This is a genomic window from Peribacillus sp. ACCC06369 (genome assembly GCF_030348945.1).
Taxonomy (GTDB): domain Bacteria; phylum Bacillota; class Bacilli; order Bacillales; family DSM-1321; genus Peribacillus.
Genome location: NZ_JAUCEN010000002.1, coordinates 4,057,531 through 4,081,598, shown reverse-complemented (window position 1 = coordinate 4,081,598; position 24,068 = coordinate 4,057,531). Strand labels below are relative to the sequence as shown.

Annotated in this window: 26 protein-coding genes, 1 pseudogene and 1 riboswitch; of the genes and pseudogenes, 11 read left to right on the top strand and 16 right to left on the bottom strand. The window is 40.8% G+C overall.

Annotation, left to right across the window (positions count from 1 at the left end):
* Position 1 precedes the first annotated feature (1 nt).
* Together QUF78_RS20740 and QUF78_RS20735 are read right to left on the bottom strand one after the other, a co-directional pair.
* Positions 2-1,486 (bottom strand): spore germination protein, encoded by a 1,485-nt coding sequence (locus QUF78_RS20740; protein WP_289326135.1) that lies wholly within the window; start codon positions 1,484-1,486, stop codon positions 2-4.
* Positions 1,461-2,615 carry a GerAB/ArcD/ProY family transporter gene (locus QUF78_RS20735; RefSeq protein WP_289327369.1) on the bottom strand — a complete coding sequence of 385 codons (1,155 nt, stop codon included), beginning with the start codon at positions 2,613-2,615 and terminating at the stop codon, positions 1,461-1,463. Before QUF78_RS20735 ends, QUF78_RS20740 begins: the two co-directional genes overlap by 26 nt.
* A gap of 181 nt (positions 2,616-2,796) precedes the next feature.
* Here QUF78_RS20735 and QUF78_RS20730 point away from each other — a divergent pair, with 181 nt between their 5' ends.
* The 5 genes from QUF78_RS20730 to QUF78_RS20710 all read left to right on the top strand — a co-directional run bounded on the left by QUF78_RS20730 (position 2,797) and on the right by QUF78_RS20710 (position 6,612).
* Positions 2,797-3,315, top strand: coding sequence for a YfiT family bacillithiol transferase (locus tag QUF78_RS20730; RefSeq protein ID WP_483313858.1), 519 nt, complete (start codon positions 2,797-2,799; stop codon positions 3,313-3,315).
* Positions 3,316-3,349: 34 nt separating this feature from the next.
* Positions 3,350-3,862, top strand: coding sequence for a GNAT family N-acetyltransferase (locus QUF78_RS20725; RefSeq protein ID WP_289326134.1), 513 nt, complete (start codon positions 3,350-3,352; stop codon positions 3,860-3,862).
* A 23-nt stretch (positions 3,863-3,885) separates the two neighbouring features.
* Positions 3,886-4,371, top strand: coding sequence for an SRPBCC family protein (locus QUF78_RS20720; protein WP_289326133.1), 486 nt, complete (start codon positions 3,886-3,888; stop codon positions 4,369-4,371).
* 601 nt (positions 4,372-4,972) lie between these two features.
* Positions 4,973-6,223, top strand: coding sequence for an MFS transporter (locus QUF78_RS20715; RefSeq protein WP_289326132.1), 1,251 nt, complete (start codon positions 4,973-4,975; stop codon positions 6,221-6,223).
* Positions 6,224-6,414: 191 nt separating this feature from the next.
* Positions 6,415-6,612: a hypothetical protein gene (locus tag QUF78_RS20710; protein ID WP_289326131.1), complete on the top strand. Its 198-nt coding sequence runs from the start codon at positions 6,415-6,417 to the stop codon at positions 6,610-6,612.
* A gap of 820 nt (positions 6,613-7,432) precedes the next feature.
* On the opposite strand, the gene QUF78_RS20705 is transcribed toward QUF78_RS20710, so the two are convergent.
* Positions 7,433-7,846, bottom strand: a complete 414-nt coding sequence (locus tag QUF78_RS20705; protein WP_289326130.1) for a HesB/IscA family protein — start codon at positions 7,844-7,846, stop codon at positions 7,433-7,435.
* Positions 7,847-8,211: 365 nt separating this feature from the next.
* On the opposite strand from QUF78_RS20705, the gene QUF78_RS20700 reads away from it, so the two are divergent.
* Complete coding sequence (locus QUF78_RS20700; RefSeq protein ID WP_289326129.1) at positions 8,212-9,414, top strand: C40 family peptidase; 1,203 nt, start codon at positions 8,212-8,214, stop codon at positions 9,412-9,414.
* Between the two features lie 5 nt (positions 9,415-9,419).
* Here QUF78_RS20700 and QUF78_RS20695 read toward each other — a convergent pair whose 3' ends face one another.
* The 9 genes from QUF78_RS20695 to QUF78_RS20655 form a co-directional block, all read right to left on the bottom strand.
* Positions 9,420-10,049: a poly-gamma-glutamate hydrolase family protein gene (locus QUF78_RS20695; RefSeq protein ID WP_289326128.1), complete on the bottom strand. Its 630-nt coding sequence runs from the start codon at positions 10,047-10,049 to the stop codon at positions 9,420-9,422.
* A gap of 83 nt (positions 10,050-10,132) precedes the next feature.
* Entirely contained in the window at positions 10,133-10,282 is a 150-nt protein-coding gene (locus QUF78_RS20690) for a CapE family protein (RefSeq protein WP_289326127.1), read from the bottom strand.
* A gap of 69 nt (positions 10,283-10,351) precedes the next feature.
* On the bottom strand, positions 10,352-11,935 hold the full coding sequence (locus QUF78_RS20685) for a gamma-glutamyltransferase family protein (protein ID WP_289326126.1): 1,584 nt from the start codon (positions 11,933-11,935) through the stop codon (positions 10,352-10,354).
* Positions 11,936-12,009: 74 nt separating this feature from the next.
* Complete coding sequence (locus tag QUF78_RS20680) at positions 12,010-13,284, bottom strand: CapA family protein (RefSeq protein WP_289326125.1); 1,275 nt, start codon at positions 13,282-13,284, stop codon at positions 12,010-12,012.
* A 10-nt stretch (positions 13,285-13,294) separates the two neighbouring features.
* A complete protein-coding gene (gene pgsC, locus QUF78_RS20675) occupies positions 13,295-13,744 on the bottom strand; it encodes a poly-gamma-glutamate biosynthesis protein PgsC (protein WP_063232582.1) in 450 nt (149 codons plus the stop codon).
* Between the two features lie 15 nt (positions 13,745-13,759).
* On the bottom strand, positions 13,760-14,941 hold the full coding sequence (gene pgsB, locus QUF78_RS20670; RefSeq protein ID WP_289315245.1) for a poly-gamma-glutamate synthase PgsB: 1,182 nt from the start codon (positions 14,939-14,941) through the stop codon (positions 13,760-13,762).
* Between the two features lie 769 nt (positions 14,942-15,710).
* Positions 15,711-15,923 (bottom strand): hypothetical protein, encoded by a 213-nt coding sequence (locus tag QUF78_RS20665; protein WP_289326124.1) that lies wholly within the window; start codon positions 15,921-15,923, stop codon positions 15,711-15,713.
* A gap of 478 nt (positions 15,924-16,401) precedes the next feature.
* Positions 16,402-17,613: a methyl-accepting chemotaxis protein gene (locus QUF78_RS20660; protein ID WP_289326123.1), complete on the bottom strand. Its 1,212-nt coding sequence runs from the start codon at positions 17,611-17,613 to the stop codon at positions 16,402-16,404.
* Positions 17,614-17,615: 2 nt separating this feature from the next.
* The gene (locus QUF78_RS20655; protein WP_289326122.1) at positions 17,616-18,080 is read right to left on the bottom strand and encodes a CHASE3 domain-containing protein; all 465 of its coding nucleotides are present in this window, start codon (positions 18,078-18,080) and stop codon (positions 17,616-17,618) included.
* 186 nt (positions 18,081-18,266) lie between these two features.
* Positions 18,267-18,309: riboswitch (PreQ1 riboswitch) on the top strand.
* A gap of 55 nt (positions 18,310-18,364) precedes the next feature.
* On the opposite strand from QUF78_RS20655, the gene queC reads away from it, so the two are divergent.
* Genes queC through queE form a run of 3 tightly spaced genes read left to right on the top strand, consistent with a single transcriptional unit; the run spans position 18,365 to position 20,221 of the window.
* Positions 18,365-19,030 (top strand): 7-cyano-7-deazaguanine synthase QueC, encoded by a 666-nt coding sequence (gene queC / locus QUF78_RS20650; protein WP_289326121.1) that lies wholly within the window; start codon positions 18,365-18,367, stop codon positions 19,028-19,030.
* Positions 19,030-19,500: a 6-carboxytetrahydropterin synthase QueD gene (queD, locus tag QUF78_RS20645; RefSeq protein WP_289326120.1), complete on the top strand. Its 471-nt coding sequence runs from the start codon at positions 19,030-19,032 to the stop codon at positions 19,498-19,500. Before queC ends, queD begins: the two co-directional genes overlap by 1 nt.
* Positions 19,493-20,221 carry a 7-carboxy-7-deazaguanine synthase QueE gene (gene queE / locus QUF78_RS20640; protein ID WP_289326119.1) on the top strand — a complete coding sequence of 243 codons (729 nt, stop codon included), beginning with the start codon at positions 19,493-19,495 and terminating at the stop codon, positions 20,219-20,221. Before queD ends, queE begins: the two co-directional genes overlap by 8 nt.
* Positions 20,222-20,284: 63 nt before the next feature.
* On the opposite strand, the pseudogene QUF78_RS20635 reads toward queE, so the two are convergent.
* Together QUF78_RS20635 and QUF78_RS20630 are read right to left on the bottom strand one after the other, a co-directional pair.
* Positions 20,285-20,610 (bottom strand): annotated as a pseudogene (locus QUF78_RS20635) (DUF4260 domain-containing protein).
* Positions 20,611-20,663: 53 nt separating this feature from the next.
* Positions 20,664-21,233, bottom strand: coding sequence for a TetR/AcrR family transcriptional regulator (locus QUF78_RS20630; protein ID WP_289326118.1), 570 nt, complete (start codon positions 21,231-21,233; stop codon positions 20,664-20,666).
* Positions 21,234-21,592: 359 nt separating this feature from the next.
* Here QUF78_RS20630 and QUF78_RS20625 point away from each other — a divergent pair, with 359 nt between their 5' ends.
* Positions 21,593-21,880: a hypothetical protein gene (locus QUF78_RS20625; protein ID WP_289326117.1), complete on the top strand. Its 288-nt coding sequence runs from the start codon at positions 21,593-21,595 to the stop codon at positions 21,878-21,880.
* A gap of 46 nt (positions 21,881-21,926) precedes the next feature.
* Positions 21,927-22,898, top strand: a complete 972-nt coding sequence (locus QUF78_RS20620) for an HD domain-containing protein (RefSeq protein ID WP_289326116.1) — start codon at positions 21,927-21,929, stop codon at positions 22,896-22,898.
* 205 nt (positions 22,899-23,103) lie between these two features.
* Here QUF78_RS20620 and QUF78_RS20615 read toward each other — a convergent pair whose 3' ends face one another.
* Together QUF78_RS20615 and QUF78_RS20610 are read right to left on the bottom strand one after the other, a co-directional pair.
* Positions 23,104-23,544 (bottom strand): SRPBCC family protein, encoded by a 441-nt coding sequence (locus QUF78_RS20615; protein ID WP_289326115.1) that lies wholly within the window; start codon positions 23,542-23,544, stop codon positions 23,104-23,106.
* Between the two features lie 6 nt (positions 23,545-23,550).
* Positions 23,551-24,066 (bottom strand): SRPBCC family protein, encoded by a 516-nt coding sequence (locus tag QUF78_RS20610; protein WP_289326114.1) that lies wholly within the window; start codon positions 24,064-24,066, stop codon positions 23,551-23,553.
* Positions 24,067-24,068: the final 2 nt, after the last annotated feature.

The following is a 24,068-nucleotide window of genomic DNA, read 5'->3' as shown; positions in this document are numbered from 1 at the left end:
CTTACTGCCCCTTTCTGGTCTTATCATCTGCTGCCAAGGATCGTTTGCTTATGGAATTCCATGGCCTCTTTATGAATGAATCCAGGATTTTTGTGAATTTTGGTGGGTTCATTCCGCCAATATATGAAACCCCGAATGAATCAAGCCTGGATAGTAAAGTGACAATGGAAAGGAAACCGATTATCAAGCCGTAGATTCCATAAATGCAGCTAAGTAACAACACAAACATACGCAAAATCGTTACGGCGCCTGTTAAAGACTGGTTTACAAGGGTATAGGATGCGACAGAGGTCACTGCTGTTACCACAAGCATGGTTTGTGAGGTCAGCCCTGCTCTTATTGCGGCATCACCGACAATGAGACCACCTACAACTGCAACTGTCTGTCCAACCGCTTTAGGTAACCTGACTCCGGATTCACGGAATAATTCAAATAAAATGAGCATGAGAATGAATTCCATGGTGGCAGATAAGGGGAGCCCTAGCCTAGAAAGGGTTATGGTAGCTAGTAACGGAAACGGCACTTGTTCAATATTGAAAGCGGAAATGGATATCCAAAACCCCGGCAATAAAATCGTTATTCCAATCCCCAAAAAACGAAGAAGTCTCTCAAGGCTTACAAATAGATAAGGGAGATTCGAATCTTCTGCGGTTTTTATTTGCAATAGTAATGTAGAAGGAGCTACGATTATCGTTGGCATCCCGTCCACGATCAGAATGAATCTTCCTTGATTGAGTGCTTCCACTACAAAATCAGGACGACTCGTATAATGAGTTAGTGGAAAAATACTATATTTACTGTTTGTGATCAATTCCTCCAATTGTTGGCTGCTAACCAATATATCAATATCAATGTTATTAATTTTCGACCTTACATTTTTAACCAGTTCCTTATTGATGATGTCATCCATATACATCAGTGCGACTTTCGTTTGACTGCGCCTGCCGACGATAAAGTCTTCATAGGCAAGCGATTTGGTTTTTAGCCGCTTTCTGATTAAAGCGGTATTGATGGATATGTCCTCGACAAATCCATCTCTTGGACCTCTTACCGAGACCTCGAAGGAAGACTCCTCAGGCTGCCGGTTCGGAACATTGGACAAATTTATTGAAAATAAACCTTGGGTTGATGGTATGAATAATAAGGCATACCCAGAGAAAATCAGCTGTTGGACGTTATTGAATTCGCTATCAATGGTTACTTTCGTCAGATCTATCAAGGGTTTTAGCTTGTTTATAGCTTCTTCTTCATCGATTTTCTCATCCAATTCCATCATCTTGTTTAACTTTTCCAAAATTCCCTCGTTCAATAAGCTGATATCGGCCATACCCGAGCAATAAAAAATAAGGACAGGAATGCTTCTTTCGGTTTCTCCGATATAAATCGTGTCAAACATAATATCTGAGCTTGAACTGAATAACTCCCGAAATGTCTCCTCCCTTAATTCAGGCGGGTGTGGTTCATTTTTGGATCGTTTCATTCGCATGTCGTTTACCCTCCTTAGAACTGATGAAAGTGCCGATAAACAAAAAGGTGGACAAAAGTAACAGGAAATAAAAAGCGCCAGGATAGTAGAATGTCTGACTTACATGCAAGAACTTGAAATTACTGTAGGGTACGATGGAGATGACGACCATGAGAAAGCCTACAGCGAAAAGGATTCCGAGCTTCATATTATTAGTTTTTCCTTTAAAGACTTCCGTTATTAAGAATAACGCCAGTGAAACACGGATATAGGCTCCTGCAAGCCATTGATAAATGGAAAAGAAGTCTGTATGTTCGATATATTTTCCAATTGTCAGCAGGCGCCACTGTTCATAGGCGGGGTACCTCATGGCTTCTGCTAAGGTGGGTCCGAACTCGGCGATAGCAGCTGTTAGTGGGCCCAAAAGTAGAAACACTAAACCGAGACATAAGAAAACCAAAGATTTCCGACTGAACTTATCCGAAAGTTTTTCTTGAAAAAAGGCGATTAAAATCAGTTCGGCAAGACCATAACCAGTATATTGAAAGGTTTTAACGCCATGGAAATAGCCATTCTCGAAAAGGGGAAGGAGGTGGCTGTAGTCTTTTGTCGGTATATTTCCGGTCGCAACGAAAATCCCAAGAATGACGACTATTGGTAATAATACAGAAGAGCAAATGGCGATGGAGCGCATACCTGAATGGGCAAGGAAGATGCATAGCAGTGTAAACGGAATGATAATGGCTAAACTTGGGGTTTCAAAAAGAAAGCTTGTAGTGATCCAATCAATCGTTTCCTTGGTCGTTGCCAATACAAGGCTGATCAAATAAATCACAATAAAGAATAAAGCGATATTTTTAATAGGTTTCCCAAATCTATTTTCAAGCCAATCCGTCAAGGATTGATTATTCATATTCTTGATTATCCTCGATAATATGTAGACCCAAATCGGTATCATTCCAATAGTAAGGATGGAAAAAAACCAAGCGTCCCTTCCGCCGGTGGATAGGAGGAAAGGGATCAAAATAACGTGATCAAGAAGGCCGATTGATAAAAAGAAGATGCTAAGGGTTTGTATCGAACTAATTTTCTTCAAGATGATCCTATCCCCATTTCCATTGTTTAAAGATTGGATTGATGCACATGGCATTCTTTTGTTATGGTTGCTAAATGTGGAAATAGTATACATGCTAATGATGTGGATTAATATTCCTGAGGATCAATGAAAACAGGATTGCAAAGCCAAGAATTGCCGGTAAAAAAGGTTTGTCTCAATCGATAAAGAATATATAATGGATGCTATTTTTATCGAACATCAAGGGGGAATGAAGATGGATTTAAGATACCCGATAGGAAAGTTTCAGTTTGACGGGGAAATTACTAATCTTGTGGCCGAGGGATGGATCAGGGAGATTGAAGCTTTGCCAGGGATGCTGCGGGAGACAGTGGGTAACATGGATGATGAGCAGCTTGATACGGCTTATCGACCTGGAGGATGGACGGTCCGCCAAGTGGTGCATCATGTTGCTGATAGTCATATGAATGCGTATATTCGCTTTAAATTGGCCCTTACGGAAGAAAGTCCGGTCATTAAGCCGTACGAAGAGGGGCAATGGGCAGAGATGTCTGATTATGATTTGCCGATTGAAATTTCTCTATCACTGCTCGAAGCCGTACATATCCGAATGTGCAAACTTTTATCGGGTCTTCATGCAGACGACCTAAGCCGAACATTCATCCATCCTGATTCGGGAGAGGTGACGGTAGGTGAAAATATAGGCATTTATGCATGGCATGGACGCCATCATCTTGCTCATATTACTTCTTTATCAAAGCGCCAGGGATGGTGAATATAACTGTATCTCCTGAAAGGTTGTGATTACTGTGAATGCAGATGTGAAAGTCGAACAATTAACATCAATCGAATACCATCTTAATGAACTTTCCGACCTTTTGGTCCAAGTTGTTAATGATGGCGCGTCAATTGGTTTTTTACCTCCCATGAAACGGTCCGAGGCCATTGACTATTGGGAGAGTGTCATTAATCATGATGTGATTCTGTTTGTCGCTAAATTACAGGGTGAGATAGTCGGGAGCATACAGTTACATTTATGTTCAAAGCAAAACGGCGGCCATCGGGCGGAAATCGCAAAATTAATGACGCATACTGGTTATAGGCGAAAAGGTATAGGCCGTTCACTCATGCACCAGTCTGAGGAGAGAGCCAAGCAGGAGCGGCGGACATTATTGGTCCTTGATACAAGAGAAGGGGATCCTTCTAATTTCCTGTATAATTCATTGGGATATATTCAGGCAGGGAGCATTCCTGATTTTGCGAAATCTGCAAATGGTGAATTCCATCCGACCATTTTTTATTATAAAAATATGATTGGGTAACGAAATTGAATGGGGGAATCTAGGTGCAAGCAGTAATCGAAAAAGAAGGTAAAGGAATCATCGCAAGATTCGATCGCCAGCTTCATCATTCGGTGGAAAAGGTATGGGGTGCTTTAACGGAGAATGATAAGGTGGAAAAGTGGATGTCCAACCTGGAAATGAAGGACCTTCGAAAAGGCGGGACGATAAAATTCAATTTCAATAATGGGTCAGGGGAATCTTTTGATATGAAGATAAGGGATTTTCGGGAATCTGCCGTTTTAGATTTTGAATGGGGGGAAGGCTGGGTTCGTTTCGAGGTATCCCCTGAAAAGGATGGATGCTCATTAGTATTGAAAGAATCCATCACGCCGGTTAATGATCATACATCAAAAGATTTGGCAGGCTGGCATGTTTGCCTCGATATGTTAAGTGATTTACTGGATGGTCAATATCAGGACTTTCCAATGGATGAATGGGAAAAATGGCATAAGGAATATATCGTCGCCGTTAAACGTATTGGTGGATGAATGACATGCAGTTGGTTACATAAGACGGCCTTAAACCGAAGTGATGCTTCTGCTATGAAGGAAGTTTTTTATTGTTATTCCAGTTGGTGACATGTTAATATTATTTTAACTTTTAAGAAATGGAGGTTTTCCTTGTGACATTTATCAGACTGCGTTTCCTATCTTTGAACCGTTAATTGAATACGTTCAAGGGCTCTGCATGTCCGCAGGGTAAATGGGAATGGTCTGTCTATTTTTAAGGAAACCTCATTTTACGATTTGTGAAAAAAGTTGGGACGATTCTATCCTCTTTTTTTGCTGTCCAGCTGAAGCATAAAACCTTTGTGGATCAAGGGCTTTCGCTATACAAGCTGGTTTTTAAAAAATAGAAAAGGATATTAAGGGGAGAAACTCCACTTATCCAAGACAGGTTATTTTGGATTCGTGTCATTTCTCCAATTAATTGACCAACCGAAGGCCAGTGAGGGATTATTGTTTTCCGTGATGATCAGTTCCTCTCAGGTTTCCGTTAGATAGGTTTTTATCCATTTACTCTAAACACAGGCAGATAGCCTGTGTTTTTTTTGGGGCATTATTAAAAATAGAATGGGGTGTTTGTAAGATGGAATCATTAAATGAACAAGTAAAGGAAAAGTGGAAAAAGAATATCATTCTCTTTCTAGGCAGTCAGACCATATCGCTCTTTGGATCGTCATTGGTTCAGTATGCCATCATGTGGTATATCACATTGAATACACAGTCGGGTGTCATGATGACGATATCCATCGTTTGTGGTTTCGTGCCTACCTTTATACTATCGCCAATCGCGGGGGTATGGGCGGATCGCTACAATCGGAAGATGCTGATCATACTTTCGGATTCATTGATTGCCTTTTCAACCCTGATATTGGCCATCTTGTTTTTAATCGGATACGATGAGCTTTGGCTGCTTTTCGTCATGTCAGCCGTCCGCGCAATCGGAACTGGAATCCAAACTCCGGCTGTCGGGGCCATTCTTCCGCAGCTTGTGCCGGAGGATAAGCTTACTAAGGTGAACGGGACAAATGGAAGCATTCAAGCGCTCGTGATGCTCGTCTCCCCCATGGTGAGCGGAGCGCTGCTTACGATGGCTTCAATCGAAACCATTTTCTTCATAGATGTGATCACTGCTGCAATTGCCATCTTCACATTACTGGCATTTTTGAAAATTCCAGCCCATGCGAAGGCATTACAAAAGCAAACAACCAGCTATTTCACCGATTTGAAAGAAGGATTCAGTTATATCAGAAATCACGACTTTCTTAAGAAGTTTTTTGTTTTTTTCGCATTTTTCTTTGTGCTAGCCGCACCTGTTGCATTTCTTACACCGCTACAGGTCACACGCTCTTTCGGGAATGATGTTTGGCGGTTGACTGCGATAGAAATCACCTTTGCCATCGGTATGATGATAGGCGGGATTTTCATGGCTTCCTGGGGAGGCTTTAAAAATAAGATCCATACGATGACACTTGCGAGCCTTATGATCGGGGCCTGTACATTCGCGCTTGGAATCATCCCCGTTTTCTGGATTTACTTAATCATCATGGGAGTAGTCGGATTGGCGATGCCCATCTTTAATACGCCGTCCATGGTCTTATTACAGGAGAAAGTCGAGGAGGATCTTCTCGGGAGGGTTTTCGGTGTTTTAGGGATGATCTCGACTTCGATGATGCCGCTGGGCATGCTTGTATTCGGACCGGTATCCGATATCATTAAAATTGAATGGCTGCTTATAGGAACTGGTGTATTGTTGTTCATTCAAGGTTTTTTCTTACTGGGAAGCAAAGTGTTGATCGAAGCTGGAAAACCGATTACGAAAGATTCCCCCGAGTAAAGGGTACACAGAACGCCTATCAGGATGAAGGACATCGGGATTAGAGGGTTAGCTGAAAAGGACTTGTCTTAATGGGATGTTGTGAATATAAAAGGTTATTAGATAGTTGGCAGTGCTCTTGTGGAAAGGTAATTGGCGGATCGAGGTGGAATCTGCATGAAAATCAACATTAGACCGGTAAGGGGGAAAAGATGAATTTTTTGGGGAAATTATTTAATTGGATGGTAGTTATCGGAATGATTCTGCTAATAGGGCGACTGGTTACGGTGGTGTTTTTATTTCTGGACATCCCATTCACGACTTTTTTTAAGGACTACAGTCTCATTTCGATCATCATTTTAATAATAGGTGCAATTGGTCAGCAATTCACCAAGCCGGATAAAAAGTAAAAGGAGTTATCACCTTTCCTTCTCACGGAAATGATCAGCTTCGAGTTCAAAAGACGGCATATTCTATTGTCGGTCCCAGAATGCAGTCAAACTCGATGAAATCGAGTCTTACTGCATTTTTTCATTTGGAAAACGTTTCAATTGTTTTCAGAAATCCGCTCCCTTTCGCCGATTGTCTGCCAAGCCTCCTCGCCGCAAGCGGCTAGCCAGTTATTCGGCAGGAGTGTCGCAAATTTCTTCAATTTAAAAGAAAAACAAAGTTGATTGGAAAGGGTATGCGAGACTCCCACGGAAACCAATCACGTTTAAAATGTACTTCATTTTCTCGGATCATTTTCACTGGCATGCATTTCATGCATAATTTCATTCTGTTTTTCGCAGCTTACACAGTTAATAAATGATTTGGAGCATACGCTGGGGGAATTCCAGGTAAAGAACTAGGGGATAACATAAGCGCTGCAAAAGGGGAGGCCACTAAAGTGGTTTCCCCTTTTTTGTTGTATGGCCATTTTATCATTCTGCAGGCACTTATCCCTGATTCGCTGAACGTTGCATTTCTCTTTAGTGGATAAAATCACTAGAAATACAAAAGTACAATTTAGAGGGACTGGTCAAGTATCCATGCTTTTTTTACGAAGGGGAATAATATATAGGAATCGGACATGTAGGGTCCAATGGCTCAAGACCCAAAAAGCGGGACTATTTTTGGGTTTGTCATGACAAGGAGAGTCATACCAATAACATATTAAAGCGGTGTATATGCCATAGATTCATAGAAATGTGGGGAAGGCCATTTAAGCTTTCCCCTTGTTTACTTTTGCTAGATGAGGGGTGATACCAATGGATTCGGGTTCCTGATCAAGTATCCATCGCCTTCGTAATCAATTTCCGTTTGATCTGTAAAATGGGAGTCCGATGGATCTATCAACATTTTTATATCATGTAAAATCAGTATTTCCTCGTGATCCTTTTTAGAGATTGCCAAACTTAATGTGTAGTTCATCTGGTTACAGCAAGGTCTGTTTATGCCAAACCTCACATACGTTTCCCCTCCAAAACTATGTTGCATATCTTTAATAGCCTGCTGGGCTTTCTCTGTCATTTTTATCAAGATGTTCACTCCAATATCGTTAGGCTCTTCATAGGGCACCCGTATATGTACAACTTTATCATGACCGGAAAAAAAACCGATAACATTCTTATCTTTAGATGTTTCTAATGTAACTTTACCCATATGATTGCACGATTAATAAATGAATAAATTGCGCTGTCCCATGATCTTCTTTGAATCTTCGCTTTCCAAAAGTATATCCACTATGAACCTTTTTCTATCTCCATAACCTTACATTTAAAGGATAAATGCAAACAGTGGGTATTATGGTTTGTTTTTAGGTCGTTTGATAAACGATGGTCAATTAATAGGCTAAAGGTATCGGTTTATTCACCGATAATACACTCGTGGTGAGCATTAAGGTATATTTCCATAGATTGATGATAGGGTAAAAGGTTTGTATAGAACTGGTTCAGCTTCTTATAATGGAGTATTTATTGGAAAATCGTAAATTTTAAAATATTTGAGCGTATAAAGGAAGGGTTTAAATGTTTAAAGGGAAATTAAGCGTTATAGTACTTACATTGGTATTCATGGTTAGTTTCACTTTTTTACCTGGTTTAAAGGCCGAGGCGGCAGATCGTGTGCATACTGTGATTTCTGGCGAAACGGTAGAATCGATTGCCGACACTTATGATATATCGGCGGAGCAATTAATGAAATCGAATGGTTTACCGGATGATAAGTTATTTGTGGGCCAAAAGTTGACGATCATTCTAACGGATTATACTCCTTCCATCTATCAATGGTCGGAGAGAGGAAAACAAATAGCGAACTATGCGAAATCCTTTATAGGGTTTAAAAAGACAGCTGGAGAGGAGACGCCTGAAAAAGGGTTTGATTCGAGCGGATTGATTCATTGGGTGCTTTCCCAGCAAAATGTGCCGGTCGACCGTTTGACAGTAGATGGTTTTTATAAGCAAGGGATGGATACAGCCACTCCGAAAACTGGGGATATTATATTCTTTCTGGAAAAAGACAGCTTAAAAGTCGTGACTGCGGGTATTTATGTCGGCGAAAACCAATTTGTCAATTCTGGATATGGTGCAGAAACGGTTCAGGTGAGATCCACTACAGAAGATTACTTTGCAAAATACCAAGTGGCGTACAAAACATACACGCCTAAAGGGGAGCATATCGTCCAAACGGGAGAAACGCTTAATAGTATATCGGAGCATTACAGCATTTCCATGAGTACGATCAAAAGCCGTAACGCGTTAAGAACTGATGAGTTGATGAAAGGGCAGTATCTTCAACTATACAGCAACCCGTTATATCCGTTTTATGTAAACCAGGAGGCTGCCTATGATAAAGCATATGATGTCATCAAGTATGCATATACTTTACGCGGATTCACTTATGTTTTCGGGGGAGAAGATCCGATGATAGGAATGGACTGCAGCGGGTTCATTTATTGGGTCATGAAGGAGCAGGGCCTATCAGTAAAACGAGATTCCGCAGCAGATTACTTCTCATTGGTGCCCAAAATCGAAAATCCAAAGGCAGGGGATTTAGTATTTTTTAGGGATACAGGAACTAGGCTAGGTGTGACCCATGTAGGTATTTATCTAGGTGATGGCCGTTTTCTCAATACAACGGAAAACACCGGCGTTCATATCTCCAATCTTTCGTCAGGTTATTTTGCCGAGAAATTCGAAAGCTTCGGTCAAGTTGAAAGCCTCATCGACTAAAAAGATCATTCAATCTCTTTATATGCTAGAGTCGCTTTTTCAATGGCAGTAACGAACCGTTTAAAAAGATCACAGTGATTGACCCTGTTCTTACTAGTAAAGTCATCACCTTTGAAAAAGCTTTTTCTAAGCTTTGTGGAAAGTTCCAATTGCACGCCTGCACCCGTTTTGGATGTGTTGGTGATGTTGTTTCCTTTCATGCCTGAAAGGTGCTGCGGTGCATGATCAGTTTGAAATCCAGCTTTGTTAAGGCATTGCTGAATAAGGTTCTTATAGGGTTCGTTCCTTCCGCCAATGTAAACCAGCGCATTATGTACGTCGTAGTGGCCATGGATGGATAGGGTGGTCTGTGCGTTCGCTGCCATTGAAACGCCGATCGGTTCATTGAACAAGCGGGATGTTATATGGAGGACCTGGTTGCCCCTTGGTTTAAGTCCTTCGAATAGATAGGTGCTTGCACAAAGTCTCTCTCCAAGTGCGGCTGCAATCTCGCTGGTTCCCGGTTCGATGTTCCCGCCATGTATGGCTAGAACTGCAATATCAGGGTTCCTGTGATGAACGATGATGCGGTAATCGAGGTCTTCTTGTTCATTTTTCTGCAGTTCAAAAAAATCAGTATAGTTATTTTCAATCATGGTTATCCTCCATATCTCTAGTGTATTTAATCTTCCATACCGTTGACGGCAAAAATAAAAAAAGCGGGGATGCCCCAGCTTTTTTATTCTTCGACAGTCGTATATTGTTCTATTTTCTTTTGCTCGTCGGGTGTTAAAGTTTCTGTCCATTTAAACGTATTCATGGTCACAAGCAGGGCTGCTACAAGAAGAACAGGTATAACCCAGCTTGTTATTTTTTTTACGATATTCATATTCAAAATCCCCTTATACATCGATAAAATTCATATGATATTTAGAAAAGGAGGGGCTGGATTGCACTTTTATTGCTGAGCTTTCCAGCTTCCATTTCTTCTTTTATCCCCAGCTCCGGATAATCGTCCATTTTTCTCGTTTTTAACGAGAACTTGAACCCCGCCATAATACATGGGGGAAATCTTCTGGATGACTTCATATCCTGAATCTTCCAAGTTGGATATCATTTCATCCGAAAGCCTGGATTCCGTATAAATCTTCTTTCCATCAAAGACGAACCGATTACGGTCGACGATATCCTGAAATGAGCCTTCATTCTCTGTATAAGAATAAAGGACCTGCATCAATATTTGCGGAATCCTATCACCGCCTGGTGAGCCGATCCCAATCGATTCCTGCCCTGGTTTCTTGAGAATGGTTGGTGCCGTGAACGTTCTAGACCGTTTATAGGCCTCTTGGGAATTTAAGTCGGACCCAAAATTTTTCAATTGATCGTTAAGGAAAAATCCATTCGTATAATCACCAGATCCGAAAAAGTTACTGAGCGTATTTGTTGTGGAAACGACAGTGCCATACTTGTCCATGATCACAAAGTGTGTCGTACTCTCATGTTCTTCGGAGCCATTCGATTCTTTATCTTCCCATTTTTCACTTTTGATCTTACTTTTAAGATTATCCAAGTGAATGGGGGAGAGCAATTTTTCCGCCTTAGAGTGACTTATTCTATCTCCAATGTGGTCGGACCGATCTTGATAAGCAGTATCTGTGATGCCTCCCAAGACTTTCATATAAGCTGATTTGCTTGAAGAATCACCTAGGTTCATTTCCTCGGCTAGTTTTAACATTTCAAGAACTGTGATTCCTGAAAAGGGTGGAGGGGCGGTAAAAACATCATAACCGGCAAATGTTCCTTGGACCGGCTTATGTTCTTTAACCTCATAGCGCTTTAAATCCATCAAGTCGATATCTGATTCTCTTTTAATATCTCGCGCAATTTCCCCTTTATAAAAACCATCAGGACCATCCTTTTGAATCTGCTTCAATGTTTCAGCAAGTCTTTCTTGGACGAGGGTTTTGCCTGGTTCAATGGCATCACCATCAGGATAAAAAGGTGAAGTCGCATCGGAAGATATCCTTGGCTGAGCTGCTTCTAAGCGTGATGATAACGATTCGTCGACTTCAAATCCGCCTTCAGCCAACTCTATCGCTGGCTGAAGAAGATCTGCCATTGGTACGCTCCCATACTTATCACTTATAACCTGCATGCCGGCCACTAAGCCTGGAATCCCTGTATCGTGTCTTGAACTCGGGTCTTCTGGAGAGGATTCACGATAATCGATAAAATTGGGATCGCCGGATTCCGGGGCAATCAGCATACCGCCACCGCCACCCACGCCAGATCCATAAGGTTCAACTACACCTAATACATAAGATACGGCAATGGCAGCATCCGCCGCCGTTCCGCCGTTTTCCAATATATCCATCCCGACATCTATTGCGATTGGGTTGGAAGAACTGACCCCATATGATTGAGCGTTTTTACTATCTATCGGTTCATTCGTGTCAGAAATAGGGGGTGTCTTCGAACATCCAGCAATATATATGAGCATGGTAAGGGATATAATCACTTTTCTCGTCATACGGTTAATCATCGGTTGATCCCCCTTTTCGTTGAGCTTCTAAGTTGTGTGTCTTTTTTCTTCACGTAGTAGTAACAAAGCGTTCTTTACTGAATGGGTTGTATGTTCTGTTGTTTAACTTGTGCTGCTTTTTTCTCTTGTACAGCTTTCTTTTCCATTGCTGCTTTCGCTGCTTTTTCTTCTTTCTCACGTTGTGCCTTATGGTGGATTATCTTCTTGTGATCCAAGGTAATCTCGATGCGATCCTCTTTTTTCGACCATTGGGCTTTTTCACTCGTTTCCTTCGTCAACTGACGGTAAACACGTGATTTGTCGATTGAAGAGGTAGCTGGTCTTGGTGTGGCTTCTTCAATTTGCAGTGGAACGACATCGATTGTAGCTTTACCGTCTTCAGCTAAATGGTATTGAACCATGGCTGAATCCTTTGTCCGTGTCCAGCCTTGATCGAATATGAAGTTTCCTAAGCTATAGAAAACGATTCCATCTTTATAAACATCAAACGATTGAAGTACATGGGGGTGATGGCCGATGATGATGTCAGCCCCCGCATCGATGATAGCTTTAGCCAAGTCTTTTTGCCGGGTGGTTGTAGATGTTGAATACTCTTGCCCCCAGTGCATATTCACGACAACCAAGTCTGCGTTGCCTTGCTTGGCATCACTTGCTTTTCCGATCATTTCAAATAATAAATCAGGGTTGGAGTTCAATAGGCCGGCTTGATTATGTTTTGGCACGGCATCCTTACCGTAAACATCTGTGAAGCCAAGTGTTGCGACACGAACGCCATTAACATCCGCATAGTCGATGCTAGCTTTAGCTTCTTCAGTGTTCGACCCAACACCGACATAGTGCATGCCCGCATTTTTGAATTCATCAATCGTGTCAAGGAGTCCCTGTTCTTCAAAGTCCTTCATATGGTTATTGGCCAAAGTCATCACAGAGAAGCCAGCATCTTTAACGGCTTGCACACCACTAGTATTGGAGTTTAAATGGATGGGCGTATCAGCTTCCTTGTAGTTGGCTGCCTCTTCTTTTAAAGCTGGGTGTTCATAATTCCCACTGACATAGTCTGAATCGGAAAAATAGGGCTTCATATAACGGAAAAGGTATTCATATCCGTACTTTTCCGTCACTTCTTCAACATTACGCCCCATCATTACATCACCGACCATGGTCATCGTCAATGGTTGCTCGGATTTTGAAGCGGTTGTTTTCACTTCCTCAGCCCGTCCCATCCAAGTGGTAATGACTAAAGCGATCAGTAATATAGGTAGTATGATTCCAGTGTATTTAAGATTCTTTTTCTTCGTACGTTTAATAAAGATAAGTGTTTTTTCTTTTGCATTTAAAGTCCGTTTCATTTTTTGCACCTCAGAATAGGTAGTACACGTTCATTAATCCGAAAGTCAAGCCGGATAATAAAAGCGTGCTGCCAAGTGTCAATGGCATTCCTTGTCTTTGAATGGTATTCGCTATCAAACCGGGAACGATTATACCGATTCCCCGAAACTCGAATATTTCAAATGGCATGACGGGGTAGACGAAGTCCAATAGGAGTTTCAAGCAAATCCCTGTCACCATCATGGCTGCGAATTTTCTTCTTCCATATAAAATCACCCATCTTGAAAGGCCGTGAGTGACGATTAAATAAGTTACGACACTAATGATCAGGATGGTCAGCATGATTTCCCATTGATCAAATACTAATGCCAAATAACCTGGCACAATAAGTCCTGCGGGTACGACACCCGTTTTTTCTGAAAATATAAGGCTAAGCGTTACTCCCAGCACTAGGGCTACATATAAATCCGATCCAAACATTAAGGTTCCTCCTACTTAACTCGCTTTTTGCTTTGTTTTAGATTTCATGAAGGCTTCAATTAATGGTTCCGCTGCACCGTGAATATTCCCGACACCGTAGACGATTCGATTTTTCATCAATGGGCGGAGACGTGCCACGATTTCTTCAGTTGACCAGTTTTCTAAATCCCAATATTCTTTTGTATCCAATTTACCTTGCTCGAATGCTTTTGTGATCGGTGAAGTGGTTTCACCAATGGCAATGACGATTTCAGATTTTATGTAAGGCAATACATCTCTTGCAAACTGCTCTGTACGGTCCACACGGTCGGCACGGCAGTTCATGATGACGATAGGAGGTTCTGTGCTGTATCCGAACGTATTGACGCGTTCCCAGATGTTCAGCGTCGATGATGCGTCATTTGCAGCAAACCCATTGACAAAGAAAGTTGGCTGGATGGAATCCCCGAATTTGGTGATCCTCATGGCACCTGGATCGGGATGCGCATTTAACATGCCGCGAAAAGCTGTTTTCTCATCGATGCCCAAAGCTTCTGCAACGGCCAACGCCAGTGAAGCGTTATCCGGAAATACCATATAGTCGAATTCGCGTAAGAATTCTTCCGAAATTCTTGAATTATCAGCAACGATTACTTTAGAGTTGCGTTCTTTGGCAATTTGCTTGAAAAAGTCCAAATATTCACTTTCGATGGTTATTAAGTGACCGTTATAGGGTATGGTAGCAGTGAAAGCTTCTGCAACCTCATCCAAGGTCGGTCCCATGACATCCATATGGTCTTCCAATACATTCACGATGACCCCAATGTTTGCTTGGATCATTTTATTTTGGAAGATTAGTTGATAGTCAGGCTGAACGGCCATACATTCACAAACCAGTGCTTCCGTGCCTAAATCGGCAACTTCTTTAACTACACGCCTTTGTTCTCCAATGTTGGGTCCTTCTGGGCGGCGTTTAATCGGTTTTTCTTTGTCGGTAAACCAATAGATCATTCTTGCTGATGTTCCGGTTGTTTTACCTACAGTTTTGTACTTAGCTTCCTGTATCACCCCTGTAATTAGACGCGTTACAGTTGATTTCCCTCGAATTCCATTCACATTCACACGTACCGGGATGGAGTCGAGACGCTTCTGATGGCGTTTTTGTTCGAATATGCCATAGCCAAGCAAAAAGATCGCACAAATAAATATTGGTGCCATTTTTTAACCTCTCTTTTTTTAAATATTTGATTTACTGAATACACACTACATGATTTTAAACTTAATAGGCAATAGTCAATTATTCTATTGTAATATAGTTAATGTCAGCTTTTTCAAATAAATGTATATAGAAGTGTAATAGTATCTAAAGGGATAAAATGCTTTATGAGTACAAAGAAATGGCTAAAAAACACGTAAACCTTGGAATATTTACACTAAAATATGGAAAGTGTAATAAAAGCCCATTTTGAACAGCATCAAAATAGTTTCATGAGCATTTGAACCCAATTCATTTTGGCTATATTTATATAATTATTTGTTTTTAAAAGTGAGGTTTATTACAGAATGATAATTGTTTATACCCATTTATTTGACCTAAATGTAACAATATTTATGCATCTGTCATTCAATGTAAGATATTGCACCTATCGACTCAATTAGTTGGACTCTTTTGAATATGGACAAAGATGAGTAAAAGAACACATCTCTTTTTTTTGTTATTTTTTGGTTTTTCCATTGAAAAATACCCATGGGCCTATAAAGTGATCTTTTCCTTTAACATGAAATAAACTAAAGTTCATCCAATTTTTTAAAAAAATACCTAGTTTCTTCTATTGATATAGTGTTAATAGAAGAATGAAAAATAAAAAAAGCTCAGATGTATATCTGAGCTTTCGGCTTATATATTTTAAATGAATCCGAATGGGTTATAACCCCGTTTGTGGGTTAGGAGCTACAACATTAGTGGCTGATTATGGAAGGGATCTGTTTAACTGGATTTCTTTCTATCGGAAATCTCAAGGTTGGAGCCTTTTTTACCGCCATCAATTACATAAAATCTAGGAGCTAATCTCCTTTTTCCTTGATTTTCAGGATTCATCTTCATATAATTTTCGTATTCTTTGCGAAAGAATTCTTCGGTTTCCCGTTCCATTGCTTTTCTTTCGTTAAAATCTGCGATGAATTTGAAAAAACGTTTCATATGAATTCCTCCTTATGGGGTTAAAAGGTCTTAGTTTAATAGTAACATATTGTTGGTGAAGTTTAACCTTTTTTGCGATTTTGTAGAAAAATTTATGATTTTGTGTGAATAAAGTTGTGAATGGTGTGGTTTGAATGAAAGTATGCAATGGATCCTTACTGATTATAGGTACCCGTGCATTGTGTTGAAGTGAACTGTCCGGATCAAGTGAATCCGTGTACCGGGATTTGCCGTATGCAGGTATTGGAAATGATGATTATTTCAGTTAAAATATTCCTGTAATAATATTTATTATACACTAAATATTCTGAAAACAAACGAAAATATTCACATCTAACCACTTTTGATTGATTTGTCTTTTGATGAATCATTAATGTGTATAGTGTTTTATTCCCCGAATATACGAAAACGAAACAATTCACATCATGGAGGGAAAATAAGCAATTTCCCGTATTCAAGTGACGGGAAATTGCTAGTATCATAATTTGAATTTCTTAACCTGTTCAGTCAGCAGTTCAGCTGACGATGCAAGTTCACTGGCATGGTTAGTGATTTCATCCATTGAAGAGCTGGATTGTTGGGCGGAGGCGGAGACTTGTTCGATTCCTGCCGCGGACTCTTCGGAAACGGCTGCGATATCTTCGATAGCCTGATTGATTTTTTTACTATTAGTAGAGATATATTTCAATTCATCTGTAATATGCTGTATTTTCATGCCTATATTCCCGACAGAGTGATTGATTGTTTCAAAGGTTCGTCCAGTGAGCGTAATCTGTTTCGTGCCTTCATCCACTTGTGTATAACCATCTTCCAGGGAGTGGACGACCGTTTTTGAACCTGTTTGTATAGCGGAGACAATATCGGTGATGTCCCCAACCGAGTGTGTGACCTCTTCAGCGAGTTTACGCACTTCAGCTGCGACGACGGCAAAGCCCTTGCCATGTTCACCTGCGCGTGCAGCTTCTATGGCCGCATTCAGCGCCAATAGATTGGTTTGATTGGATATATCCTTGATGACCAGCACAAGCTGCGAGATTTCCTGTGATTGAGAATCGAGTCCTTTCACTTGCTCAACGGCATTTTTGACAATCCCATCAATAATCTCCATTTGTTGGACTGAACTGCGCATTAAAGTGGTGCCCTCCTTAGTCAAGGAAAGGATCTCGGTTGAACTTTGAGATACTTCCACTCCTTCAAGATGGGCCTCCACGATCTTGCCTGTGAAATCATCCATCATGCGAACCATTTCAGCTGCCCGGTTGGCTTGTGACTCCGAACCTTCCGAAAGTTCGTACATGGTAGTCGCTATCTGCCTGTTGCCCTGTTGGACTTCATTTGCCGATTGAGTCAGATCCTCGCTTTGGCTGGAAACGGATTCGGATACAACCAGCATTTTTTCGATCGTATCACGAAGGTTTTTCTGCATTTGGTTGGCGGATACCGTTAATTCGCCTATTTCATCCTTGGACTTTTGCTCCAGGGGCTCATGATTCAGCTGCCCATCAGCTATCATTCTCATTCTGTCCCTGATTTTAAGGAGAGGGGTGGTAATGAGGTTGGCAGTCACAAGCGCGAGCAGAAGGCCGATAATGACAGCCGCAATCGAGATGATGATACTTGTCGTCTTGACCGATTTCCCACTTGCGATCACGCTTTCCCCTGAAGCGACAATCAATTCCTCACGTTCCAAAGTCAGCTCCTTGAGCCTTCCGTCACTTCATCGCCGACCGGTGCCACTTCATTTTTGAGTATTTCTTTAGCTCTTTCTTCATTTCCTTTATCATATTGAGTAAATACCCGGTCTACAATCATCGTCCTCCAATCCACGCTTTTCTCGATCAATTCCTTCGCTTTATCAGAATCGCTTATGGCCAAAAGATCCTCTTGGATGGCCTTGCTATCCTCTGTATATTGTAAAAACCTTTCTTTATAACTCTCGTCGCCATATAAAATATAGGCTCTTGCTAGTGCGGTTCTTTGTGCTAAATTATATAGTAGCTTTTCGTCTTGGATAAGAAGTGGAAGTTCCTCATCAATGATATCCTGAGACTGTTTAAGTGACTTGTTGCTGCTATAAATATTGAATGCTCCTAAGATGATACATAAAGATATGATGAGTGAAAATGCCACCAATATCTTTCCTTTAATGCTTTTCAAATTAATGGTCCCCTTTATCGATATTTTATTCACTCTTTTTTATCGGATGGATAATGGGATATTTAAGCAGAAGAGGAGATGATCAAGCTTTCCAATAGGCCTAATTTTCAATAAATATAAACATCTTGATTTCTTTTTGTTTTCAAGTTACTATTGACTTGGAAAAATATTATATTCCGCGTTAAGGCGGAAGAGGTTCTAGCTACCCTCTCAAAAAAACTAAGGAGAAACAGTGCTCTATTCTTAGGGTGCTGTTTTTTTCCGTAAAAAGGAGTTTTATAGAAATGAAGAAGAAAGAAAAGGCAGTGGTTGTGTTTAGCGGAGGGCAGGATAGTACGACATGCCTGTTCTGGGCAATGGAGAGATATGAGCAAGTGGAAGCGGTAACGTTTGATTATAATCAGCGGCACAGCCTGGAAATCGAATGCGCTCAAAAGATTGCCAATGAATTGGGCGTGCACCATCATATTCTTGACATGTCGCTGCTGAACCAACTGGCACCGAATGCGTTGACAAGAAGTGATATTGCAGTGGAGGACGGAGAAGACGGGGAATTGCCGTCGACGTTCGTACCAGGGAGGAATTTGCTGTTCCTTTCGTTTGCCGGAGTGTTGGCCAGTCAGATTGGCGCTAAACACATTGTCACCGGTGTCTGTGAAACGGATTTCAGCGGATATCCGGACTGCCGTGATGTATTCATTAAATCGTTGAACGTGACCTTGAACTTGTCGATGGACCAGTCATTCGTGATTGATACGCCGCTTATGTGGCTTAATAAAGAGGAAACATGGGAGCTTGCGGATCAGCTCGGAGCGTTCGACTTTGTTCGCGAAAAGACCCTGACATGCTATAACGGAATCATATCCGATGGCTGTGGAGATTGCCCGGCATGTAAGTTGCGGAAAAAAGGACTGGATGACTATGTAAGCAGACGGAAGGTGCTTTCATGATGTACGGTTTTACTATAGTGGATAAACTCCAAAAAATAGATGAAGATATTCAGCGCAGCCAATTGAAATATACCACCAAGAGGGTTCTGGTCAGTAAGGAGTTCACCTTTGACGCGGCGCACCACCTACATGACTATGAAGGAAAATGCAAGAACTTGCATGGCCACACGTATAAGGTCATTTTCGGCTTGAGCGGGTATACGGATTCACGTGGTTTGATGATAGATTTCGGGGACATCAAGGATATATGGAAAAATGAAATTGAAGTCCACCTTGATCATCGTTATTTGAATGAAACCTTGCCACTCATGAATACAACGGCTGAAAATATGGTTGTCTGGATTTATGAAAAAATGGCCGAAGCCCTTTCATTAAAAGATTATGAGGGTGCTAGAGTCGAATTTGTCCGACTATACGAAACGCCGACAAGTTATGCCGAAGCCAGACGGGAGTGGATGGAAAGTGAGTAAACTCCCGGTTATGGAAATCTTCGGACCGACCATCCAAGGTGAGGGAATGGTCATTGGCCAAAAAACCATGTTCGTTCGGACGGCAGGCTGCGATTATTCCTGTGCCTGGTGTGATTCCGCATTTACTTGGGATGGCACCGGTAAGGAAGATACCGTCCAAATGACTGCCGAAGAAATATGGGATGAGCTGAAGCGAATTGGGGGTTCCGGCTTTTCGTTCGTGACGATATCAGGCGGAAACCCGGCACTGCTGAAAAACCTAAATGGCTTGGTAGAAATCTTACATGAAAATAAAATGAAAATAGGTGTGGAAACACAAGGGAGCCGATGGCAGGATTGGTTTCTTGATATTGATGAACTGACCATTTCACCTAAGCCGCCGAGCTCAAGAATGAACACGGACTTTACGGTACTTGACCGAATCATATCGAACCTTGCCAATCGAAACCCTGAAAACCATGTCTCATTGAAAGTAGTCGTCTTTAACGAAGAAGATTACCAGTATGCCAAAAGTGTGCATGGCCGTTACCCGGATATTCCATTTTATCTGCAGGTCGGCAATGATGACAGCACGACGGCTGATGATAATCAATTGATCAGCGGTCTTTTGAAGAAATACGAAGAGTTAATAGATAAAGTGATAGCCGATGATGATTTGAATGATGTGAAAGTGCTGCCCCAGCTGCATACCTATATATGGGGTAACAAGCGAGGCGTGTAAAGAAAAGAGAGCAGGAGGCAGTGTGATGTGTAATCACACTGCCTTTTACATGTGGAAAGCTTCCTATACCTTTTGAAGGTGTGTAGCTTTGAAGGATGATGTGTATTTAAGGCCATACCCAAATAAGCGGTCCATTCCAATATGTGCGGTCCAAATTAAACCAATCATCATACATGCATCCGACTTTAGAAAAACGGCACGGTATAAGTGTGGAAAAAGTTATAAACTTTTGCTCCAACTCGTTCATCGATCGAATAGGTCAACATGGAAACATCAGGCAACAAAATCAATAAAAGGAAAATCCACCAGCTGAATTCAAATAACGAATAGACGTAAATCATCGCTAAAAGGACCATGAGTCCTTCGATATGAAGGAATTTCTTTACCATTTAAAAGCCTCCTGAAATTCAATTAACCATTGGTCAATGATATTCATGAAAAATTAAATAATGTTCTTGATGATATTTTTTACGTGAAAATCAGCTAAACCTTTTACATCCGGATAAGATAGATCAGAATTAATATAAAACGTTATGAATCCGTGAAGAGACAGGAAAATGGACCATATGGATGCAGGATTCAGTTTGTTGTCGGTAAGGTCTGTCAAGGACTGGATTAGCTTTTCGTAGGTCTTATTGGAATCGATTTGAAGTAAATGCTGAATTTCTTTTTCCTTGGATAAAAACATGATGGAATAATGATTCTGTTGGGTTAAACCGAACTCTATGAAGCACAATAAAATCTTCTCCATTTTTCGGGAAGGGTCATTTTCCGACATGATGATATCATCGATTAAAGTATTTAAAACGGAAAAATCCGTTTTAACCAAACTATAAAATATTTCTGCCTTATTTTTAAAGTGATAATAAATGGCTCCATGGCTGCAATCCAATGATTTAGCCAATTGTCTCATTGAGACGTTCGAATACCCTTCGGTGGCAAAAAGATGTCTAGCTTCATTCAATACCATTTCCCTGGATAATTCTTTACCTGCCGATTTCCTTGGCGACATTATAGCACCCCCTTATTTATTGACCACTGGTTAATTAGGATGATATCGTACTGATTTTCAAATGTCAAATATTAGAAATTCTTCTGAATAAATGTTTTTTTAGTGGGGACTTTTCCATTGGAAGCGACCGAAAGGAACACTTGCTGTCTTACGGTTCAAGGGGAGGATAAAGTTGCAAAGGCAGCAGTGGGCGAAGATGCAGAATCCATTTCCAGTTCCCCTAACCAGAAATTTGAATGTCCTTGTAACTGAAAAAGGGAACCCGCTATATAATATATGAGCTTGTCTTATTTTTTTAACCAGTTATATCCTTTTGTGGTAGTATAAGGTTATACGGATAGCTTGAAAGGGATGAATAAATGAAAATGAAATTCGGTATTTTGTCTTCAATTATCATAGTCTTGACTGCTTTTTTTTTATTCACTAAACCTTATAAAAATAAAACAAAACCTGTAGAAGACATTTTTGAAGTGTATCCGACAGATCAGGTAATAAAAACAAATGAAATGATATTCATAGAGGGTATTGATGAGGTCAATCCAGGGAATATCGATTTGAATGATGAAGAGGAGTTAGAAAAATTGGCAAGGAAGCAATATGAGCAAAATGAAAAGGGGGAAATAATTTTCACAGAAGAAAATCAGTGAAATCACCTGCCTGTAATGAGTAAACTAATGGGGGAGGTGGCAGTTATTGATAGTTTCGGATAGTATCTATGGGAAACACATTGTAGAGGGAGTTCTCGAAGAGCTGATAGTAAGCAAACCGCTCCAAAGATTGAAGGGGATACATCAAGGAGGGGCAAGTTATTTAGTTAATGAGAAGTGGGACGCCACACGGTTTGACCATTCAATAGGTGTGATGCTTTTAATAAAATCGCTTGGTGGGTCATTGGAGGAACAAATCGCGGGCTTGCTGCATGACGTATCCCACACTGCATTCTCACATGTAATTGATTTCGTTCTGGATTGTAAGGATGAAGATTATCATGAAAAAATATATGAACATGTCATTATGGAATCCGAAATCCCCTCGATACTGAAGAGGTATGGATATGAATGTGAAGATATTTTTCAATCAAAATGGGAATTGCTTGAACAGCCAGCACCTGAGTTATGCGCCGATCGGGTAGATTATACTCTCCGGGATATGTATCAATACGGACATATCACACTGGAATCCGTTCATGACTTTCTAGACCATGTAACCATAATTAATGGAAGGATGTATTTGGATAATATTGAATCGGCAGAATGGTTTGTAGAAACGTATTACAGCGAAGTTATTGATTTTTTCATGGACCCTCTTAATATATATGGCTATGATATCTTGGCAAAGACCTTAAAATTGGCTTTGGCTAACAACCTGATCAGCCTTGATGACTTACTAGGTACAGATGAAGAAGTCATGTCCTTATTAAGCTCCACTGAAGACCATGAAGTGCAAAATCTGATAAAACGGATCCATGGTAACGTAAAGCTGAAAGAAGATCAATTGGACTACGATATTCATCTGAAAAATAAAGTGCGGCTCATTGATCCTTCCGTTATTCAAGGAACCCATTTAGTAAGAGCTTCCAATTTATCGGAAAAAGTCCAGGACATGGGGGTTAAAGCCCATAAAAGAGCTTCGAAGGGAATGTATCTAAAAGTGATATCCGATTAAATCCCGGTCAAACCATACGGAAAGTGAAAAACTCAAGGGTGACATCCATCCTTGAGTTTTTTCTCCGTTTAATACGGAAAAATCAAGAAAATTATATCGTCTAACCAAGACTTGTAAGCCTTCTTTTTTTGAACTTCGAAGAAAAAGCCTTTATTTAGTTGGGCACGCCCAACTGCCATTGATTCTTACCAGCACCCTTTAATAACTAAAAAACTATTGATGCTCTCAAATTATTAACGCCATTTTCTAAATAACCCTTTAAACAGGTTAATGTATATACCCAACCTTCTTTTTGTCCTATCATTTTGTTTATTATTTCAGGGTCATCTTCATTCAAACCGGATTCTTTTACTTCAATAATTGTACTCGTATTATCCAACTCTTTAAGTGTGATGGTAACAACCGTTTCTTGATCATTTCCTCCCCACGAAAACACGATTTTCCTATTTTTCTCGACTTCTAAAACATGGATTACCACTTCAGCATCGTATTCGTCATATCTCAATGTAGGCGTCCGGCCTTGTTCCCATCTTTCTGAACTCGATGAGAACCAAAAATTCCCGATTTTTTCAGGGTTCACTATGGCTTCAAACACCTCATTAGTTGGCTTGACTATTTTAAATTTCGTAGTTATTTGAGTATCCATACTGAATCAACTCTCTTTCAATGTGTTTTTATCGTTCTCCACTAACAACTGATTTTCCCGATCTACATAGATTGGCGGCAAGGTCCGTCCAGTTTCAAGCAAGCTCTTCAGGTTACTTAGAATGGCAGGCCATCCATTATTTAAGCCTTTAAAGGTATTGTCATCGTATACGAAATCTGTCTCCAATAGCTCCTCATGCTTTAGCGTTAACTTCACGGTTGAACCATCCATTGGCTGTAGTTCAAAGGTGACACGTGTAGGCTGGTCGCGAGGGGGTTCGTCTCCTGCCATGTTCCATGTAAACGAGAGCAGGTGCAACGGCTCACACTTATGTACAATACCATGATCAGTAACCCGCCCATCTTGCAGCAAATATTCAACGGTTGAGCCTTCTTGCCAATCAGACTGGACTTGGCATCCGAAATGATACTTTTTCGTGAATTCACCACTCGTCAGGGCTTCCCAAAGCTTCTCTGGCGTGGTTGCGATATAAATAGGATAGACAAACGTCGTTTTTTTCATTA

Coding starts and splice junctions, on each gene's coding strand:
- QUF78_RS20740 (WP_289326135.1), bottom strand. CDS start 1,486: ATGCGAATGAAACGATCCAAAAATGAACCACACCCGCCTGAATTAAGG.
- QUF78_RS20735 (WP_289327369.1), bottom strand. CDS start 2,615: ATGCCATGTGCATCAATCCAATCTTTAAACAATGGAAATGGGGATAGG.
- QUF78_RS20730 (WP_483313858.1), top strand. CDS start 2,797: ATGGATTTAAGATACCCGATAGGAAAGTTTCAGTTTGACGGGGAAATT.
- QUF78_RS20715 (WP_289326132.1), top strand. CDS start 4,973: ATGGAATCATTAAATGAACAAGTAAAGGAAAAGTGGAAAAAGAATATC.
- QUF78_RS20710 (WP_289326131.1), top strand. CDS start 6,415: ATGAATTTTTTGGGGAAATTATTTAATTGGATGGTAGTTATCGGAATG.
- QUF78_RS20705 (WP_289326130.1), bottom strand. CDS start 7,846: ATGGGTAAAGTTACATTAGAAACATCTAAAGATAAGAATGTTATCGGT.
- QUF78_RS20700 (WP_289326129.1), top strand. CDS start 8,212: ATGTTTAAAGGGAAATTAAGCGTTATAGTACTTACATTGGTATTCATG.
- QUF78_RS20695 (WP_289326128.1), bottom strand. CDS start 10,049: ATGATTGAAAATAACTATACTGATTTTTTTGAACTGCAGAAAAATGAA.
- QUF78_RS20690 (WP_289326127.1), bottom strand. CDS start 10,282: ATGAATATCGTAAAAAAAATAACAAGCTGGGTTATACCTGTTCTTCTT.
- QUF78_RS20685 (WP_289326126.1), bottom strand. CDS start 11,935: ATGATTAACCGTATGACGAGAAAAGTGATTATATCCCTTACCATGCTC.
- QUF78_RS20680 (WP_289326125.1), bottom strand. CDS start 13,284: ATGAAACGGACTTTAAATGCAAAAGAAAAAACACTTATCTTTATTAAA.
- pgsC (WP_063232582.1), bottom strand. CDS start 13,744: ATGTTTGGATCGGATTTATATGTAGCCCTAGTGCTGGGAGTAACGCTT.
- pgsB (WP_289315245.1), bottom strand. CDS start 14,941: ATGGCACCAATATTTATTTGTGCGATCTTTTTGCTTGGCTATGGCATA.
- QUF78_RS20665 (WP_289326124.1), bottom strand. CDS start 15,923: ATGAAACGTTTTTTCAAATTCATCGCAGATTTTAACGAAAGAAAAGCA.
- queC (WP_289326121.1), top strand. CDS start 18,365: ATGAAGAAGAAAGAAAAGGCAGTGGTTGTGTTTAGCGGAGGGCAGGAT.
- queD (WP_289326120.1), top strand. CDS start 19,030: ATGTACGGTTTTACTATAGTGGATAAACTCCAAAAAATAGATGAAGAT.
- QUF78_RS20630 (WP_289326118.1), bottom strand. CDS start 21,233: ATGTCGCCAAGGAAATCGGCAGGTAAAGAATTATCCAGGGAAATGGTA.
- QUF78_RS20625 (WP_289326117.1), top strand. CDS start 21,593: ATGAAAATGAAATTCGGTATTTTGTCTTCAATTATCATAGTCTTGACT.
- QUF78_RS20615 (WP_289326115.1), bottom strand. CDS start 23,544: ATGGATACTCAAATAACTACGAAATTTAAAATAGTCAAGCCAACTAAT.
- QUF78_RS20610 (WP_289326114.1), bottom strand. CDS start 24,066: ATGAAAAAAACGACGTTTGTCTATCCTATTTATATCGCAACCACGCCA.